Source organism: Paenibacillus wenxiniae (assembly GCF_039822605.1).
GTDB classification, from domain to species: Bacteria; Bacillota; Bacilli; order Paenibacillales; family Paenibacillaceae; genus Saccharibacillus; species Saccharibacillus wenxiniae.
The window spans coordinates 155,758-170,782 of sequence record NZ_JBCGUH010000001.1; the positions used below are offsets into that span (position 1 = coordinate 155,758).

The window sequence follows — 15,025 nt, forward strand, 5'->3', positions numbered from 1 at the left end:
CTTTTTTTGAACCGTACATGTGGAATTGCCAAATATATTTTTGAATGTTCAATATACTTGTATCTTCTTCCTTCAAACAGGGACATCAAGCGATCATAAGAACCTGACAAGCAGCGATAATATTTGGTGAGAATCAAGCTAATCCGTATACAGATTCGAGCATCAATATGCTTGTATAGCAAGTCGATAAGCAAATGTCAGCTCTAGCTTCTGTTGCAGCTTAATCCATATGCCACTCGTCTTCATACATGCGGATTTTCTCGATCTTCTTCGCTTTACCGGTGGCATCATCAATATCAACATAGACCGCATGGAAATGCCATTTCCCTTCACATACTTGAAAACGTGCAGGCAGCTGAGTCTGGAACTTGTACAATACGGCATCACGTTCCATACCGAGCACCCCTTCGTAAGAACCGACCATACCGACATCGGTCTGGTACGCTGTACCACCTGGCAGGATGGTATCATCATTACTTTGCACATGCGTATGCGTACCAACGACCATCGATGCACGTCCCTCCAGATGCCAGCCCATAGCAATCTTTTCGGACGTTGCCTCCGCGTGAAAATCAACCAGAATCGCATTCGTTTTACCTTTCAGCTCTTCCAGAATTTCATCCACTTTACGGAAAGGACAATCGATCGCAGGCAGGAAAGTCCGACCTTGCAAATTGATAATGGCTAGCTGTTTGCCGCCGTTTTTAATGATCGTGTAACCACGTCCTGGTGTATCCGGTGGAAAATTCGCCGGACGCACCATACGCGCTTCATCATCGATAAATTCGAAAATTTCGCGATTATCCCAAGTATGATTGCCCATCGTAATCCCATGTACGCCCTGCTCAAATAACTCGTTGGCGATTTTACGTGTCACACCGCGCCCGGAGGCGGAATTCTCGGCATTCGCGATAATCATATCCGGGTTATACTTTGATTTTAACCGAGGAAGGCTTGACTTAATCGCTTTCCGCCCTGTACTGCCTACAATATCTCCAATAAAAATAACTTTAATGATGTTCTCCTCCGTCCAGTAATACAAAAAGTGACCCGTATTCCAGGTCACTTTTCGCATCCTCTTTATTTTGCGTAATCAACCGCTCGTGTTTCACGGATAACGGTAACTTTGATATGTCCTGGATAATCCAGTTCATTTTCAATCGTTTTCGTAATATCGCGAGCCAATCGGAAGCTCTCTGCGTCGTCAATCTTATCCGGTTGTACCATAACGCGAATTTCGCGTCCGGCTTGGATCGCATACGATTTTTCGACGCCATCGAATGATTCCGAGATTTCTTCGAGCTTTTCCAAACGACGGATATACGTTTCCAGTGTCTCACGACGTGCACCAGGCCGTGCGGCAGACAGTGCGTCCGCTGCGCCAACGAGCATAGCGATAATCGATGTTGCTTCGGTATCACCGTGGTGAGAAGCAATACTGTTGATTACGACTGGATGCTCCTTGTATTTCTTAGCCAGTTCTACGCCGATTTCCACGTGGGAACCTTCCACTTCGTGGTCAAGCGCCTTACCGATATCATGCAGCAAACCTGCACGCTTCGCCAGTGTAATATCCTGACCTAGCTCGGCAGCCATCAGGCCGGTAAGGTAAGCAACCTCCATCGAGTGCTTGAGCACGTTCTGACCATAGCTCGTCCGGAACTTGAGTCGTCCAAGAATTTTGATCAGATCTGGATGCAGGCCGTGTACGCCCACTTCGAAAGTCGATTGCTCTCCGTATTCGCGGATACGCTCATCCACTTCACGGCGAGATTTATCGACCATTTCCTCAATCCGTGCCGGGTGAATACGTCCGTCAGCCACTAATTTTTCCAATGCGGTACGAGCAATTTCACGACGAATCGGATCAAATCCGGACAGAATAACAGCTTCCGGTGTATCATCGATAATCAGATCAATACCAGTCAATGTTTCCAGTGCGCGGATGTTACGTCCTTCGCGGCCGATAATGCGGCCTTTCATTTCTTCATTAGGCAAGGTGACAACAGAAACGGTAGTCTCTGCCACGTGGTCAGCTGCACAACGCTGAATAGCGAGTGTAATGATCTCACGGGAGCGCTTGTCCGCTTCGTTTTTCGCCTGTTGCTCAATGTCTTTGATCATTTGTGCAGTCTCATGACGCACTTCTTGCTCTACATTGCTCAGAATGATGCTGCGCGCATCTTCCATGGTCAGATTGGAGATTCGTTCCAACTCGGATACCTGAGTTTGATATAGCTGCTCGATCTGTTGCTGTGTCTCTTCGATACGTTTCTCTTTGTTAACCACTTGTTCTTCTTTGCGTTCCAGTGATTCCAGCTTTTTATCCAGCGACTCTTCCTTTTGCAACAATCGTCTTTCCAGCCGTTGGTTTTCATTCCGACGCTCACGAATGTCTTTTTCAGCTTCAGCTCTGAATTTGTGGATTTCGTCTTTTGCTTCCAGAACTGTTTCTTTTTTCAGTGCTTCTGCTTCTTTCTTCGCATTTTCTACGATCTGTGCGGCAGCAGTTTCAGCACTGGAAATTTTAGCTTCTGCAAGAGATTTGCGAATAAAATATCCGATCACGAACCCAAAGAATAATGCGGCAACAACGAGAATTATGATCCAGAGATAACCCATTCTGTTCACCTCCTCGCTGATTCCTCCAAGGTATTCCTTGGGAACTACCATGATGATGGTAATACAATGCTTCGTCCCTTTAAATTCCGTTTCATCGCTCATGCGGGTACATGTGCTAATTCCCCGTTCAAGGGGCTTAAACATTTTCAAAGTTCAAGCACGATTGTAACAGCCCGTCATAGCCACAACATTTGAGGTCAATAAGCTAAAAATGACGTAAAAATGACAAACTGTACACATCCATTTTATTATTTGCCAAAAGACATTGTCAAGCAATTGGCATTTCCGGTTATTTCCGTGGACATCCTCTACCGCTAGCACATCCTACTGATGGAGTACGGAATTTCGTTATTGTTGTGTTGTAGTTGAATTTCAGAACGATCTGTATCGGATAAACCGTCGATGGTTCGCTTAAGATGCATCGCTGAAATAAATGGATTGGCAATATGAGCAAAGCTATTGTTCCATATTGTTATATATGTTTGCGGAGAACATGATTTAGTTTTAATTGCATATTATTTTAAAACTATGCTGAAATGTTATTGTACCGTTTATCGATTATAACTTATAAAATAACCCGGTTGCTTAAAGCAGCCTGGTCACTATCAAATAAAGACAGCATATCCATATAGATGTATTGTCCCATTGCTACTAGAGCGTTTATCTAAATTCGTATACGTGTATGCCGCATTTCACTGCGGGAAGAACATAAGAAGAGAGGATGACTTCTAAATGTTAGTGAATTTCGAACACGGGGTTCGATGGAAAGGGATGTTTACGGAAGTGAAATATCTTACCTCTTCCAGCACAGGAATTTACAACTTACTTCTACTCCGTAGATTGCTATGCGAGACGAGAATCCTTTCCCTTATTCCTGACCGGAATGGCATAGCCCTGGCACAACCAGTTTGCTTACACGCTCTAAACATGCTCGATCCAAGTACGCTAACGATCATTCAATCTATCTTCTCTTCTTCGATAGCAGCCAGTGCACGACGTATTAAATCAGACGAATAACCGCGACGCATTAGATATGCCATCGTTTTACGCTTCTTATCGAGCCACCCGCCGGATGTGCCATTCCATTTTTTGCGAGCAAGCGCTGTTGCACTTACTAATTCTTCGTCTTCATCAATCTCACCTAATGCCTGTTCAATATGAGCAGGCTGTACGCCCTTTTGCCGCAGTTCTTGACGAATCCATACTTTGCCCTTCTTCTGGGTACGAACGCGTTGTCTAGCCCATTGCTCGGCGAACAGAGAGTCATCAATAAGCTTCTCACTTTCCAAACGATCCAGTGTCGTCTCAATCACATGCTCATCGTAGTCCTTCTCTTTTAGCTTACGCGCAACTTCGGTGCGTGTCCGCGAACGATAGCTCAAATAATGGATAGATGAAGCATAGGCGGCCTGTAACTTGTTGGCAGCCATAATGTCACGCAGTGCATCCTTCGTAAAGCTATAGCCTTTGAGCATCCGATATTTAATCATCACATCTTCATGCACAATCAGCTTTAGCTCACCAAAAAACAGTTTATAATGAAGGCGCGGCCATCTTGCCTGCTCTACGCCTGTAATTTCTAATTCTTCATGCTCAGGAAAATCTTCCAGCAAATCAGCCTGTTCTTCTACTTCTTCTTCCTGCTCCCATGATTGCTCCCCTGATTCATTGGACTCCTGAAATTCATTAGCTTCATGCGCTGGACTGGATGCTTTACGTTTTTGCGATTTGCGTCCCCAGCTATATCGATTATTCATATTGTTGTCCTTTCTCCTCTGACGATCATGCTGTGTAGGATACAGAGTTGTTGTCGATGATGTGGCTTGATTTATATAAGCTTGATTTATGCAATACAGATCTTTCTTGATCTGTATATGTGCAAAAAGCGCCTGTACGTGAGTCACGTGACAGGCGCTTGCTTCGACGAATGCTGGCACAAACCGACGAAGGTATGCTTATAAAGTTTGCAGCCCCGGGCATATGGGACCAAACTTACAATTACTCTTACTCTGTTGCTTCGGAGAACAATTCTTGCTCTTCCATTTCTTCTTTACGCTTTTGATCATCTGTTGGAGCTTCAACCAGTGTAGTCAGATTGCTCAGCTCACGGATTTTATTTTCAATAACGAGCGAAACCTGAGGATTTTCTTTCAGATATTGCTTCGCATTTTCACGACCTTGACCCATACGCTCACCTTCGTAAGAGTACCAAGCGCCGCTCTTATTAATAATATCTTTTTCCGTACCGATATCGATCAAGCTACCTTCTTTGGAAATACCTTCACCGTACATAATATCGATCTCTGCTTGTCTGAACGGCGGAGCTACTTTGTTTTTGACAACTTTAACACGTGTACGGTTACCGACCACATCGTTACCGTTTTTGATTGCTTCTATACGACGTACATCCAAACGTACAGTCGAGTAGAATTTCAAAGCGCGGCCACCTGGCGTCGTTTCAGGGTTACCGAACATAACGCCAACTTTTTCACGCAGCTGGTTGATGAAGATCGTGATTGTTTTGGATTTGCTAATTGCACCGGAAAGCTTACGCAGCGCCTGAGACATCAGACGTGCTTGCAGACCTACGTGAGAGTCACCCATTTCGCCTTCGATTTCCGCTTTTGGCACCAGTGCCGCTACGGAATCGATAACGATAATGTCAACTGCACCACTACGTACGAGTGCTTCAGCGATTTCCAAACCTTGCTCACCTGTATCCGGTTGAGACAACAGCAACTCATCAATGTTAACACCCAGGTTTTTCGCATATTGAGGGTCCAAAGCGTGTTCAGCATCGATAAATGCTGCTTGTCCGCCCGCTTTTTGAACCTCTGCAATCGCGTGCAGAGCTACTGTCGTTTTACCTGAAGACTCAGGACCATATATTTCAACGATACGGCCTCTTGGCATACCGCCTGTTCCCAGTGCGATATCCAAAGCGATCGAACCGCTTGGTACAACTTCTACTTGCATATGCGTGGATTCACCAAGTTTCATAACGGAACCCTTACCGAATTGTTTCTCTATTTGACGAAGCGCCATATCCAGCGCAGCACGACGATCTGACAATCAGCTCACATCCTTCTTAATGTTTATAAGTTAATTATACCTTATTGTTCGCACTTTGCCAAGCTTTTTTCGAACATATATTCGTCTTTTTGCCGTCTTGCGACTTATCAATTACAAATAATGGCAATTTTAACGAGCTACCCTTTTGATTCTGTTTTAAAGCTTTCCAATAGCAAAAACGACTGTTCCATTATGCGGTTTGCTACAGCTTATTTCCTTGATCATGATCCCATTTGGCATGCCCATGAAACAAAGAACCGCAGCAATACAATTGCTGCGGTTCTTCCGTCTGACATGATCATAGCATACGGTTTTATCGTCTGCAAGTCCCATAAATATACAGTCTAAACGGCTGTAGCCTACGCTTTTCACAGGGTGTAACAGAGCAGGAAATACGACCAGTATCGAACCAACACGATAACTATTATTACTAAATTGTGTAGTTATCGCGACTATATTTATCCCTACTAAACACCCACATATTAACGATCTGACTGACACAGATTACTTTATAATTGTAAACGGAGCTTTTACTTTATGAAGAGATTTAGTTCATGAAGAGATTTAGTTCATGAAGAGCTTTTACTCCATCAAGAATCTTTACTTTATCAAGAGTTGTCACTTCATCAAAAGCTCTTACTTCATCAAGACTGCGCTGCCAGCTGCTCATTCTCCCGCTGCTTCAGGCGCAGCCAGAGGCGATACATCAAGCTTTTTGCTGAACGAATTCGGATCGCTTCACGATTGCCTTTCAGATTGAGCTTGAACACTTCAGTCTGGCGATCGCGCTCAGCGATGGCGATATATACAAGTCCGACCGGCTTACGCTCGGATGAACCCGGGCCCGCCACACCGGTAACCGAAACAGCAAAGTCGGTATCCAGCAACAGACGTGCCTGGTCAGCCATCACTTCGGCTACTTCTTCGCTTACTGCGCCCGGTGCATTCTCGCCTTCCAATAGCTCATGCGGTACATTCAGAATCTGCTCTTTCATCTCGTTGGAATACGATACAACACCACCCATAAAGACGAGCGCACTGCCCGGAATCGTAGTCAGGTTTTGCATCACCAGCCCACCTGTACAGCTTTCGGCTGCGGCTAGCGTTAACTTCATGCCTGTCATCATCTGAATGATTTGATGCTCGATCGTAATATTTTGATCGGCATACATATAGTCGGGCAAACGTTCACGAATTTGCGCTTCCATCGCTTTCAACTTGCTCATCGCTTCTTTTTCATCCGGTGCTTTAGTCGTGAGGCGAATCGTGACCTCGCCTTCTTTCGCATACGGTGCGATCGTTGGGTCCGTCTGTGCACTGATCAGATCGAGCAATGCATCTTCCAGTGCAGATTCACCAATACCTGCAAACTTGAGCATTTTAGAATAGATCGGATACTCATCCGTTAGCACATGCTCCAGCAGCCACGGAATTGCTTGATTTTCAAACATCGGCTGCAATTCTTTAGGTGGGCCGGGCAGCACGATATAATGTTTCTCATCCTGCGAGATCGCCACACCTACTGCTAAGCCAGCTTCATTAGGCAGCGGATCACTATTTTCCAAAATAATCGCCTGGCGACGATTGTTTTCCGTCATTGGCTTATCGCGACCTTCAAAAAACTTCTCGACCGCTTGCATTGATTCGGCATGAATATGCAGGGAGCGGCCAAGCACTTCACCAAGTGCATCTTTGGTCAAATCATCCTGCGTCGGACCGATGCCGCCGGAAAATACAATCACGTCAGCACGACTGGAAGCAAGTTCAATCGCTTGTTTGAGACGATTCAAGTTATCGCCTACTACGGTCTGGTAGTAGACATCAATGCCCAGATAAGATAACTGCTGGGACAAATAGCGTGCATTGGTGTTCGTAATCTGACCGAGCAGCAGCTCGGTGCCTACTGCGATAATTTCTGCTTTTACTGCTTTCATGAATCGTTCTCCTCCTCGCTATGTGTACAACTATCTAGTTAAATATGCGCTTGCTCATACAAAAAGGCAATAGAGAGAACCCTATTGCCTGTAGAGCCACTCCAGCGATCTAGAGTCTCCCTTATATCTTACCGCTCTGTGCATACACATGAAACGGAAACCGATCGTCAGGAATTGGATAGATGGAGCAGATGTTTATTTTTCACAAAATAATCGACACCGGAATACAGCGTAATGATCGTAGCCGCCCAGATTGCAATCTCAGCAAACGGAAAGCCCACCAGTGCAAACGGAAAATTGTTAATCATGAGCAATACGATCGCCACAATCTGTGTGATCGTCTTTGCTTTTCCCCAGTTGCTGGCGGCGACAACTGCGCCTTCTAACAGCGCAATCTGGCGCAGACCTGTAATTGCAAATTCACGGAAAATGATAATGATCGCCATCCATGCCGCACATTTACCGAGCGATACGAGCGAGATTAACGCCGCTGAGACGAGCAGCTTATCCGCAAGCGGATCGAGCAGCTTACCCAGATTCGTGACCAGATTACGTGTACGCGCAATATGTCCATCAATACCGTCTGTAACGGCTGCGACAATAAAAATAAATGCAGCGATCAAATCGTTAACATTGACCGCAAATGTACTGCCGATATGCAGTACACGTTCGCCAAATGGAAAATTCACCAATAGGAACAACATCATTACTGGCACAAGCGCGATTCGAGCAAGAGTGATTTGATTGGGCAGATTCACAGGGCACCTCCTATGCTGATTGCAGCACTATGATGCAGCTGCTGATATGTAACTGCTTCCGCTCGCCTTTTGTTCCTCAACATCAACTTGCAGCCTCCATCAGCCCTGTAACCAAGCAGTTACATACGACTATTATTTCATGTTTGTAAATTGCAGATCCACAGACAGGTCTGCTTTACGCAACAGTTGGATAATCGATTGCAGATCATCGCGGCTTTTGGCAGTTACGCGAATCTGGTCACCTTGAATCTGGCTTTTCACTTTGAGCTTGGAGTCACGAATCAGGATGTTGATCTTTTTCGCATTTTCCTGATCGATTCCCTGTTTGAGCTTCAAACGCTGGCGGACGGTTCCAAGCGAAGCAGATTCAATGCTGCCATACTCAATATTTTTGATGGGCAAGCCGCGTTTCACCATTTTCGTTTGCAAAATATCAATCAGTGCATTCAGCTTGTATTCGTCATCGGAAATTACAACCAGCGTCTCCTTATCGAGCGTCAGCGAGCTTTTGCTGCCTTTAAAGTCAAAGCGGCTCACAATTTCCTTTTCGGTCTGGTTAATCGCATTCGTCATTTCCTGCATATCCATTTTGGATACAATATCAAAAGAACTTTCAGATGCCACAGAAGTTGCCCCCTTTAGTAAAATTATAGGTGATGTAACAGAACAAGTCTAATCATCGACGAGATCGACATCAAACGATTGGAACGAATTTCCATCCTTCGTGTCAGTACAGCAGTAGCCGCAACGGTCTGAACTTACAAAAGGACATCCTCGTCTGCCCTGAAGCAGAGCCAAGGGATGCCCTTTATAGGTCATGTCAGTTACCGCTGGAAGTCGACTCGGAATCCGTACTTGTCGAATCCGAATTGCTGTCGGTTGTCGTACCGTCAGTCGTTGTATCTGTGCCTGTTGTTGTGTCGGTAGATGGTGCTTCTTTCACCAGCTTCAGTACGATACGAGAAGTTGCTTTACCATCCGTAATCGGCTGGCCGTTGATCGTAATATTTGTTGCACGAGAGTTACCGGATTTAATATATAACCCGGAATCGGTCAGATCATATGATAAACTTTGACCGCTCTCTGTATTGTTGAAAAATAGACGTTCACCGCTGGAATTATCAGACTTGTACACTTCCAACCAGCTTTGACCGGTTGCTTGAATGTTTACTTTCACCGTATCAGCGCCTGTGTAATTCACATCGAAAATCGTGTTACGTCCTTGTTTACCCGACTCTGTCACTACAGGTGTGCTAGAAGCATCGGTTGTCGTACCACCCTCGGTCGTTCCTTCTGGTGTGCCTTCAGGCGTGCCTTCCGTTGTACCTGTTGCTTCGCCGTTTGTTGTTCCTTCTGTAGATTCGCCAGTTGACGGTGTTCCGCCACCTGTTGGTTGCGAGGTTGTACCCCCACCCGATGATTCAGGCGTTGTATTCGTACTGGATGGTGGAGTTGTTGTACCGCCCCCTGTATTGCCCTGCTGCTGCTGTTGGCCAGTCGGCTTATTTTCTGCAATTTGCGGTGCAGCGTTTTGCTTGATGACAAATACCCATACCAGCACGATGATTAAAATCGGAAACGTCCACATCAAAATCGTAGATAGCAGCTTGCCACTACGGCTTGCTGTCGCTGCATTACGTCTTGCTGCACGACGTGGCTGTACGACCGGCTCCATTACCGGCTCTGCTGTTTCCGGTTCAGGTACTAGATCCTGATGCTCTTGCAGCAGCTCATCCGGACTAATTCCGACTGCTTCTGCATAAGTTTTAATAAAAGCCCGAACGTAAAAACTTCCGGGAAGCACTTTGAAATCACCCGCTTCGATGGCCTCCAAGTAGCGCTTGCGTATTTTGGTCATTTCCTGCACGTCGTCGAGCGATAAGCCTCGTGCAAGGCGGGCGTCCCTTAATTGGCGACCCAGATCTGACATACGATTACCTCCTGATTAGATTGTTTTATGGCCTAAAGTCATATTTGAATCGAGCGATTAAATATCATCAGTATACGTTTCGGTGAACTTATCATAGACGATCTCTTCATCCGGATTATTACGCAATTCGATAATAATGTCAAAATCACTGTAATCATAATCCGACTCCCGAACAAAAATATCCGGGTGCTCAATGACTTTAGTGCTCGGTAGCTGCATAATATCTTGCAGCAGCTGATAATGTCGTTCATTCGAACGAATCGTACTCACAATGCCGTCGATAATAAACACATTGCCCGGACTCATTTCTTCTTCCGACAATTGGCTGCGTACCGTTTGACGCAGCAATGTTGAGGATACAAACGTCCAGCGTTTCATGGCACACACACTACCTGCAATGATCGACTCGGTTTTACCCACTCGTGGCATACCACGAAGTCCGATAATTTGATTGCCATCACGTTTAAACACTTCACCGAGGAAATCGACCAGCAGACCGAGTTCGTCGCGTGTAAAACGAAATGTCTTTTTATCATCGGAATCACGTTCAATGTAACGACCGTGACGTACAGCCAAAATATCAACTAGTTTGGGCTGACGCAATGCGGTAATCGTAATATTGGTAACTTTGGCAAGCATATCACCAAGCAGAATGATCTTCTCATCATCATCCGTTTCCAGCAGCATTCCGCGCGTTTTGCCTTCTACCCCGTTAATCGTACGGATGTTAACATTAAGCATACCAAGCAGCGATGCGACATCTCCAAGTAAGCCAGGACGGTTCTTATGTATCCTGTACTCCAAGTACCATTGCTTTGCTTCTGTGTTTGTCTGTTTTGCTTCCACGTTCACCTCGAACCTTTCCTCCCGTCTGAGCGCGGATCTATCCGCACGGGCATCAGTATCATATTATTGGCAAAGGCCTGTGTTCGGCTTGCCGCTTCACAGCAGCATATAATAAAAAGAAGCTGATCATCGGAATGACTACAGCCTACTTTTAGCTTCAAGTCCTTAACATGTTAATGATATATAAAATGAAATAGAAAGGCAAGAAGCGAAAGGAAACAACTTTTTCATCCTTTTTCATAACGACAACAATGGTCGGCATAAATAATAGACATCATTGCCATGTAGCTAACAATGAATAGAAGCTTCGGTATGCATATAGCATAGAAGCTTCTATCCGTTTATACAAGCCAATCCGCTGCGACACCTTTACGCTAAGTTAACCAACCTCCATTGGGGCTAACCACCTGGCCGGTCATATAACCGGATTCAGGCAAAGAAAGGAAATAGACCATCGATGCGATCTCATCCGGCTCCGCCATACGTCCAGCCGGAATTTCCTCTTCCAGCATACGAATATCATCCTCATGCAAATGCGCCATCATATCGGTACGTACCGCACCCGGTGCAACAGCGTTTACCGTCACGCCCGCAGGCGCTAATTCCTTCGCCAACGCTTTGGTAAATGCATTGACCCCACCTTTGCTAGCAGAATACAACACTTCGCATGAGGCGCCGGTCATGCCCCATATGCTCGATACATTAATGATTCGTCCATACTGTTGCCGAATCATATACGGCATAAATGTCTGGCTGCAAAAGAAAACCGCCTTCAGATTAGTCGCGATGATGTCGTCGAATGCCGACTCGCTCAAGTCCGCCAGCATCCCATAATGGGCTAGTCCTGCATTATTTACCAGTATATCCGGCTCCATCCCATGCTGCTCCAGCTTCGTCTGCATCCGCCGAATTTCTTCCACTTCGCGCAGATCAGCAGCAACCGTGAGCACCTGTACCCCATACTCCAGGCAGGTGCGAGCGACTTCATTCGCCTGTTCATGCGAGTTACGATAATGGATCACGACATTCATACCGGCCATCGCGAATCGTTTCGCAATCGCTGCACCGATTCCGCGACTGGCTCCGGTAATGAGCACATTCATCTCTGCAAATGGCTTGCTGCTACCGGCAGATATTAGGCCACTCATGGATTAACAACAACAGAGACAGCCAGTTGTTCCCAATCGATATGTGCACGTAGATAGCGATTCACGTCTTCCAGTGTCAACGCTTCGTATATACCCAACACGGAGAAGAAATCACTATTTTTAAAACGATACCGCATAAATTCGTGAGCGATGCTTTCCGGCGAGTTCAGCAGGCGCAAATAACTACCGATCCGCTTACCTACTGCACGATCAAAAGCTGCCTGTGTAAAACCGGTTGCCACGATATTGCCAATCTCTTCTTTCAAACGCTTCACAAGCAGTTCTGGGTCCTTCGTATCGCCACCGATCATCGAATACGCATACTGCGGTGTCGCTGAATAATCATAGCCAAAATCATCCGAAATCAAATCTTCATCATATAGCTTTTGATACAGTGCTGTACTGTTACCGAGCAGCAGATCCAGCATCAGCTTTGTCGTCAGCGTATGACGCTGCAACTCTTCACCGTCCAGACCGACTTCTTTTTCCTTAAAGCCCATCAGGAATTTCGGTTGCGATACCGGCAGCTTCACTTCATGCCACGGTTCACCTACCTGGACAGGCTCATCTTCAAAATAACGATCGATTCGCCCTTGCGGTGCAATGCCTTTGACATCCTGATTACGGCGTACCTGCTCAATGACTGCGGCTGGATCTACACCACCCACAACAAATACCATCATATTGGACGGATGGTAAAAGGTGTTATAACACGTATACAGTGTATCCTTCGTAATCGCGCTAATCGATTCGATCGTACCTGCAATATCGATCCGTACCGGATGCTTCTGATACATCGCTTCGATCAAGCCGTAATACACACGCCAGTCAGGATTGTCACTGTACATCTGAATTTCTTGCCCGATGATGCCTTTTTCCTTCTCTACATTTTCTTCGGTGAAATATGGATTTTGCACATAATTCAGCAATGTATTCAGATTATCTTCGATCTGCTCCGTCGCTGAGAACAAATACACGGTCTGCTCAAAGCTTGTAAACGCATTGGCTGACGCGCCTTTGGCAGAAAATTTAGAAAATACGTCCACACCGTCCGGTTCTTCAAACATTTTATGTTCCAAAAAGTGAGCGATGCCATCTGGAACTTGAATCTCTGGCCCGCCTTCCACCTGAAAATGATTATCTACCGAGCCATAACGTGTAGCAAAAATCGCATACGTTTTTTGAAAGCCTTCCTTAGGCAGTACATAAACTTCAAGTCCGTGATCCAGCTTTTCGTGATATAACGTCTCTTGTAAACGTTCATAATGTATACTTTCCATCGATTACGCCTCCTTTTCGCCTGTCAGGAAATAGATCGTATCCAGCTTCAGCAGCTGTGCTGCGGCTTGAATTTCCTCTGCGGTTACCGCTTCTACCTGCTCCAGCAGTTCATCGATCGAGCGTTCTTTGCCAGCGAATCTGCCATTAAAATCATAGCCAATCATCTGATACGCCGAATCACGCGATTCCAGCAAATCATTACGCAGTAGTGCTTTGGTCTGTGCAATCTCACTTTCGCTAATCTCGCCTGCTTGCAGCAAGGCAAGCTGCTCGCGAATAATATCGAGCGCTTTTTGGAAATTGTGCAGCTCAATGCCGGACTGGATCGTTGTGATGCCTTTATACGCATCAAAGCGCGAGCCTACATAATAAGCAAGGCTTTCCTTTTCACGCACATTCATAAATAACTTGGAATGGGGGTAGCCGCCCAGTATACCGTTAGCGACAAGTGCAGCTGCATAACGATCATCCGCATACAGAATCGGGTTACGCAGCCCCATATTCAGCTTACCCTGGCTCACTTCCATTCGCTCAATAACCTGACGCACTTCTGCACTTGCAGGCTTCGCTACTGCTGGCGTATACGTCAGCGCATCGCCGCGATTCAGATGAAAATGGCGTTCTACCAGTCCCAGTACTTCATGGAGTGTCGTATCTCCTACGACATACAGATCAAAGCTACAGGTAGATAACCACTGGCGATACCATTCGTACAATCCACCACGTTCCTGATCGTCCAATGCGTCCAGACGACCAAGTGGACTTAAACGATAAGGTTCATCTTTGCACATTTCTTGAATGCAACGCTCAGCTGCATACCGAATTTTATCGTCAATAATCGATTCCAGACGCTTGCGTACATTTTCACGTTCTGCTTGAACATACTTTTGACGAAAGGCACCGTCTTCTACCGCAGGACGAGTCAGCGTTTCGCCCAGAAAACCAAGACTGCGTGAAAGCAGCGGCTCATTACTACTTACAAATGCATCGTTGATCGTATCCATACGAAGCTGCACAAGCTGGTAATCGCCTTTTTTGTATACATCCAGACCGAAGCCTGCGCCATACATATCTTCAAGCGCTTCACGGAATTGGGTCGTTTCTGGATACGTTTCATTCCCTCTACGTAAAATAAACGGAATAAGGGCTGTAGGTGTAACCGTATCCTCTGCCAGTGGTACTCCTAAATAAAGGGAGATGGCAAAGGTTTTAAACCGCGTTGTCGGCATAACATGTACGCGGATTCCATTCATTTCGCCGTGTTCAAATCCTATAGTATTCAATATCAAAACCCCTTTTTCAAGACGAATTTTGTTCATGCACTCATGTTTGTTCGTAATACATCATAACGTTTATTTTATACTACCCTAATCCTGTGAAGCAAACCAATCGCGCCCTTCGATCGTCTTATGTCTATTTTCACACAACCCTGAT

The 15,025-nt window shown here is 45.7% G+C and carries 12 protein-coding genes; all 12 read right to left on the bottom strand.

The genetic code is table 11. The features are described from left to right. Positions 1-220: 220 nt before the first annotated feature. Positions 221-1,015, bottom strand: a complete 795-nt coding sequence (locus tag AAHF22_RS00635; protein ID WP_347323535.1) for a TIGR00282 family metallophosphoesterase — start codon at positions 1,013-1,015, stop codon at positions 221-223. Positions 1,016-1,080: 65 nt separating this feature from the next. Beyond that, a complete protein-coding gene (gene rny / locus AAHF22_RS00640) occupies positions 1,081-2,622 on the bottom strand; it encodes a ribonuclease Y (RefSeq protein ID WP_347323035.1) in 1,542 nt (513 codons plus the stop codon). A 956-nt stretch (positions 2,623-3,578) separates the two neighbouring features. Then, entirely contained in the window at positions 3,579-4,379 is an 801-nt protein-coding gene (locus tag AAHF22_RS00645) for a regulatory protein RecX (RefSeq protein WP_347323036.1), read from the bottom strand. Between the two features lie 247 nt (positions 4,380-4,626). Beyond that, on the bottom strand, positions 4,627-5,694 hold the full coding sequence (gene recA / locus AAHF22_RS00650) for a recombinase RecA (RefSeq protein ID WP_347323037.1): 1,068 nt from the start codon (positions 5,692-5,694) through the stop codon (positions 4,627-4,629). Positions 5,695-6,338: 644 nt separating this feature from the next. Then, positions 6,339-7,628 carry a competence/damage-inducible protein A gene (locus AAHF22_RS00655; RefSeq protein ID WP_347323038.1) on the bottom strand — a complete coding sequence of 430 codons (1,290 nt, stop codon included), beginning with the start codon at positions 7,626-7,628 and terminating at the stop codon, positions 6,339-6,341. A gap of 167 nt (positions 7,629-7,795) precedes the next feature. Next, entirely contained in the window at positions 7,796-8,386 is a 591-nt protein-coding gene (gene pgsA / locus AAHF22_RS00660) for a CDP-diacylglycerol--glycerol-3-phosphate 3-phosphatidyltransferase (RefSeq protein ID WP_347323039.1), read from the bottom strand. A gap of 132 nt (positions 8,387-8,518) precedes the next feature. Beyond that, the gene (locus tag AAHF22_RS00665; RefSeq protein WP_347323040.1) at positions 8,519-9,010 is read right to left on the bottom strand and encodes a YajQ family cyclic di-GMP-binding protein; all 492 of its coding nucleotides are present in this window, start codon (positions 9,008-9,010) and stop codon (positions 8,519-8,521) included. A gap of 196 nt (positions 9,011-9,206) precedes the next feature. Further along, the gene (locus tag AAHF22_RS00670) at positions 9,207-10,316 is read right to left on the bottom strand and encodes a helix-turn-helix domain-containing protein (protein ID WP_347323041.1); all 1,110 of its coding nucleotides are present in this window, start codon (positions 10,314-10,316) and stop codon (positions 9,207-9,209) included. Between the two features lie 57 nt (positions 10,317-10,373). After that, positions 10,374-11,066: a DUF3388 domain-containing protein gene (locus tag AAHF22_RS00675; protein WP_347323536.1), complete on the bottom strand. Its 693-nt coding sequence runs from the start codon at positions 11,064-11,066 to the stop codon at positions 10,374-10,376. A gap of 470 nt (positions 11,067-11,536) precedes the next feature. Beyond that, a complete protein-coding gene (gene ymfI, locus AAHF22_RS00680; protein ID WP_347323042.1) occupies positions 11,537-12,310 on the bottom strand; it encodes an elongation factor P 5-aminopentanone reductase in 774 nt (257 codons plus the stop codon). Further along, entirely contained in the window at positions 12,307-13,590 is a 1,284-nt protein-coding gene (gene yfmH / locus AAHF22_RS00685) for an EF-P 5-aminopentanol modification-associated protein YfmH (RefSeq protein ID WP_347323043.1), read from the bottom strand. The genes ymfI and yfmH overlap by 4 nt, the downstream gene beginning before the upstream one ends. A gap of 3 nt (positions 13,591-13,593) precedes the next feature. After that, positions 13,594-14,874 (bottom strand): EF-P 5-aminopentanol modification-associated protein YfmF, encoded by a 1,281-nt coding sequence (gene yfmF / locus AAHF22_RS00690; protein ID WP_371833995.1) that lies wholly within the window; start codon positions 14,872-14,874, stop codon positions 13,594-13,596. Positions 14,875-15,025 lie beyond the last annotated feature (151 nt).

Coding starts and splice junctions, on each gene's coding strand:
- AAHF22_RS00645 (WP_347323036.1), bottom strand. CDS start 4,379: ATGAATAATCGATATAGCTGGGGACGCAAATCGCAAAAACGTAAAGCA.
- AAHF22_RS00655 (WP_347323038.1), bottom strand. CDS start 7,628: ATGAAAGCAGTAAAAGCAGAAATTATCGCAGTAGGCACCGAGCTGCTG.
- ymfI (WP_347323042.1), bottom strand. CDS start 12,310: ATGAGTGGCCTAATATCTGCCGGTAGCAGCAAGCCATTTGCAGAGATG.
- yfmH (WP_347323043.1), bottom strand. CDS start 13,590: ATGGAAAGTATACATTATGAACGTTTACAAGAGACGTTATATCACGAA.
- AAHF22_RS00670 (WP_347323041.1), bottom strand. CDS start 10,316: ATGTCAGATCTGGGTCGCCAATTAAGGGACGCCCGCCTTGCACGAGGC.
- rny (WP_347323035.1), bottom strand. CDS start 2,622: ATGGGTTATCTCTGGATCATAATTCTCGTTGTTGCCGCATTATTCTTT.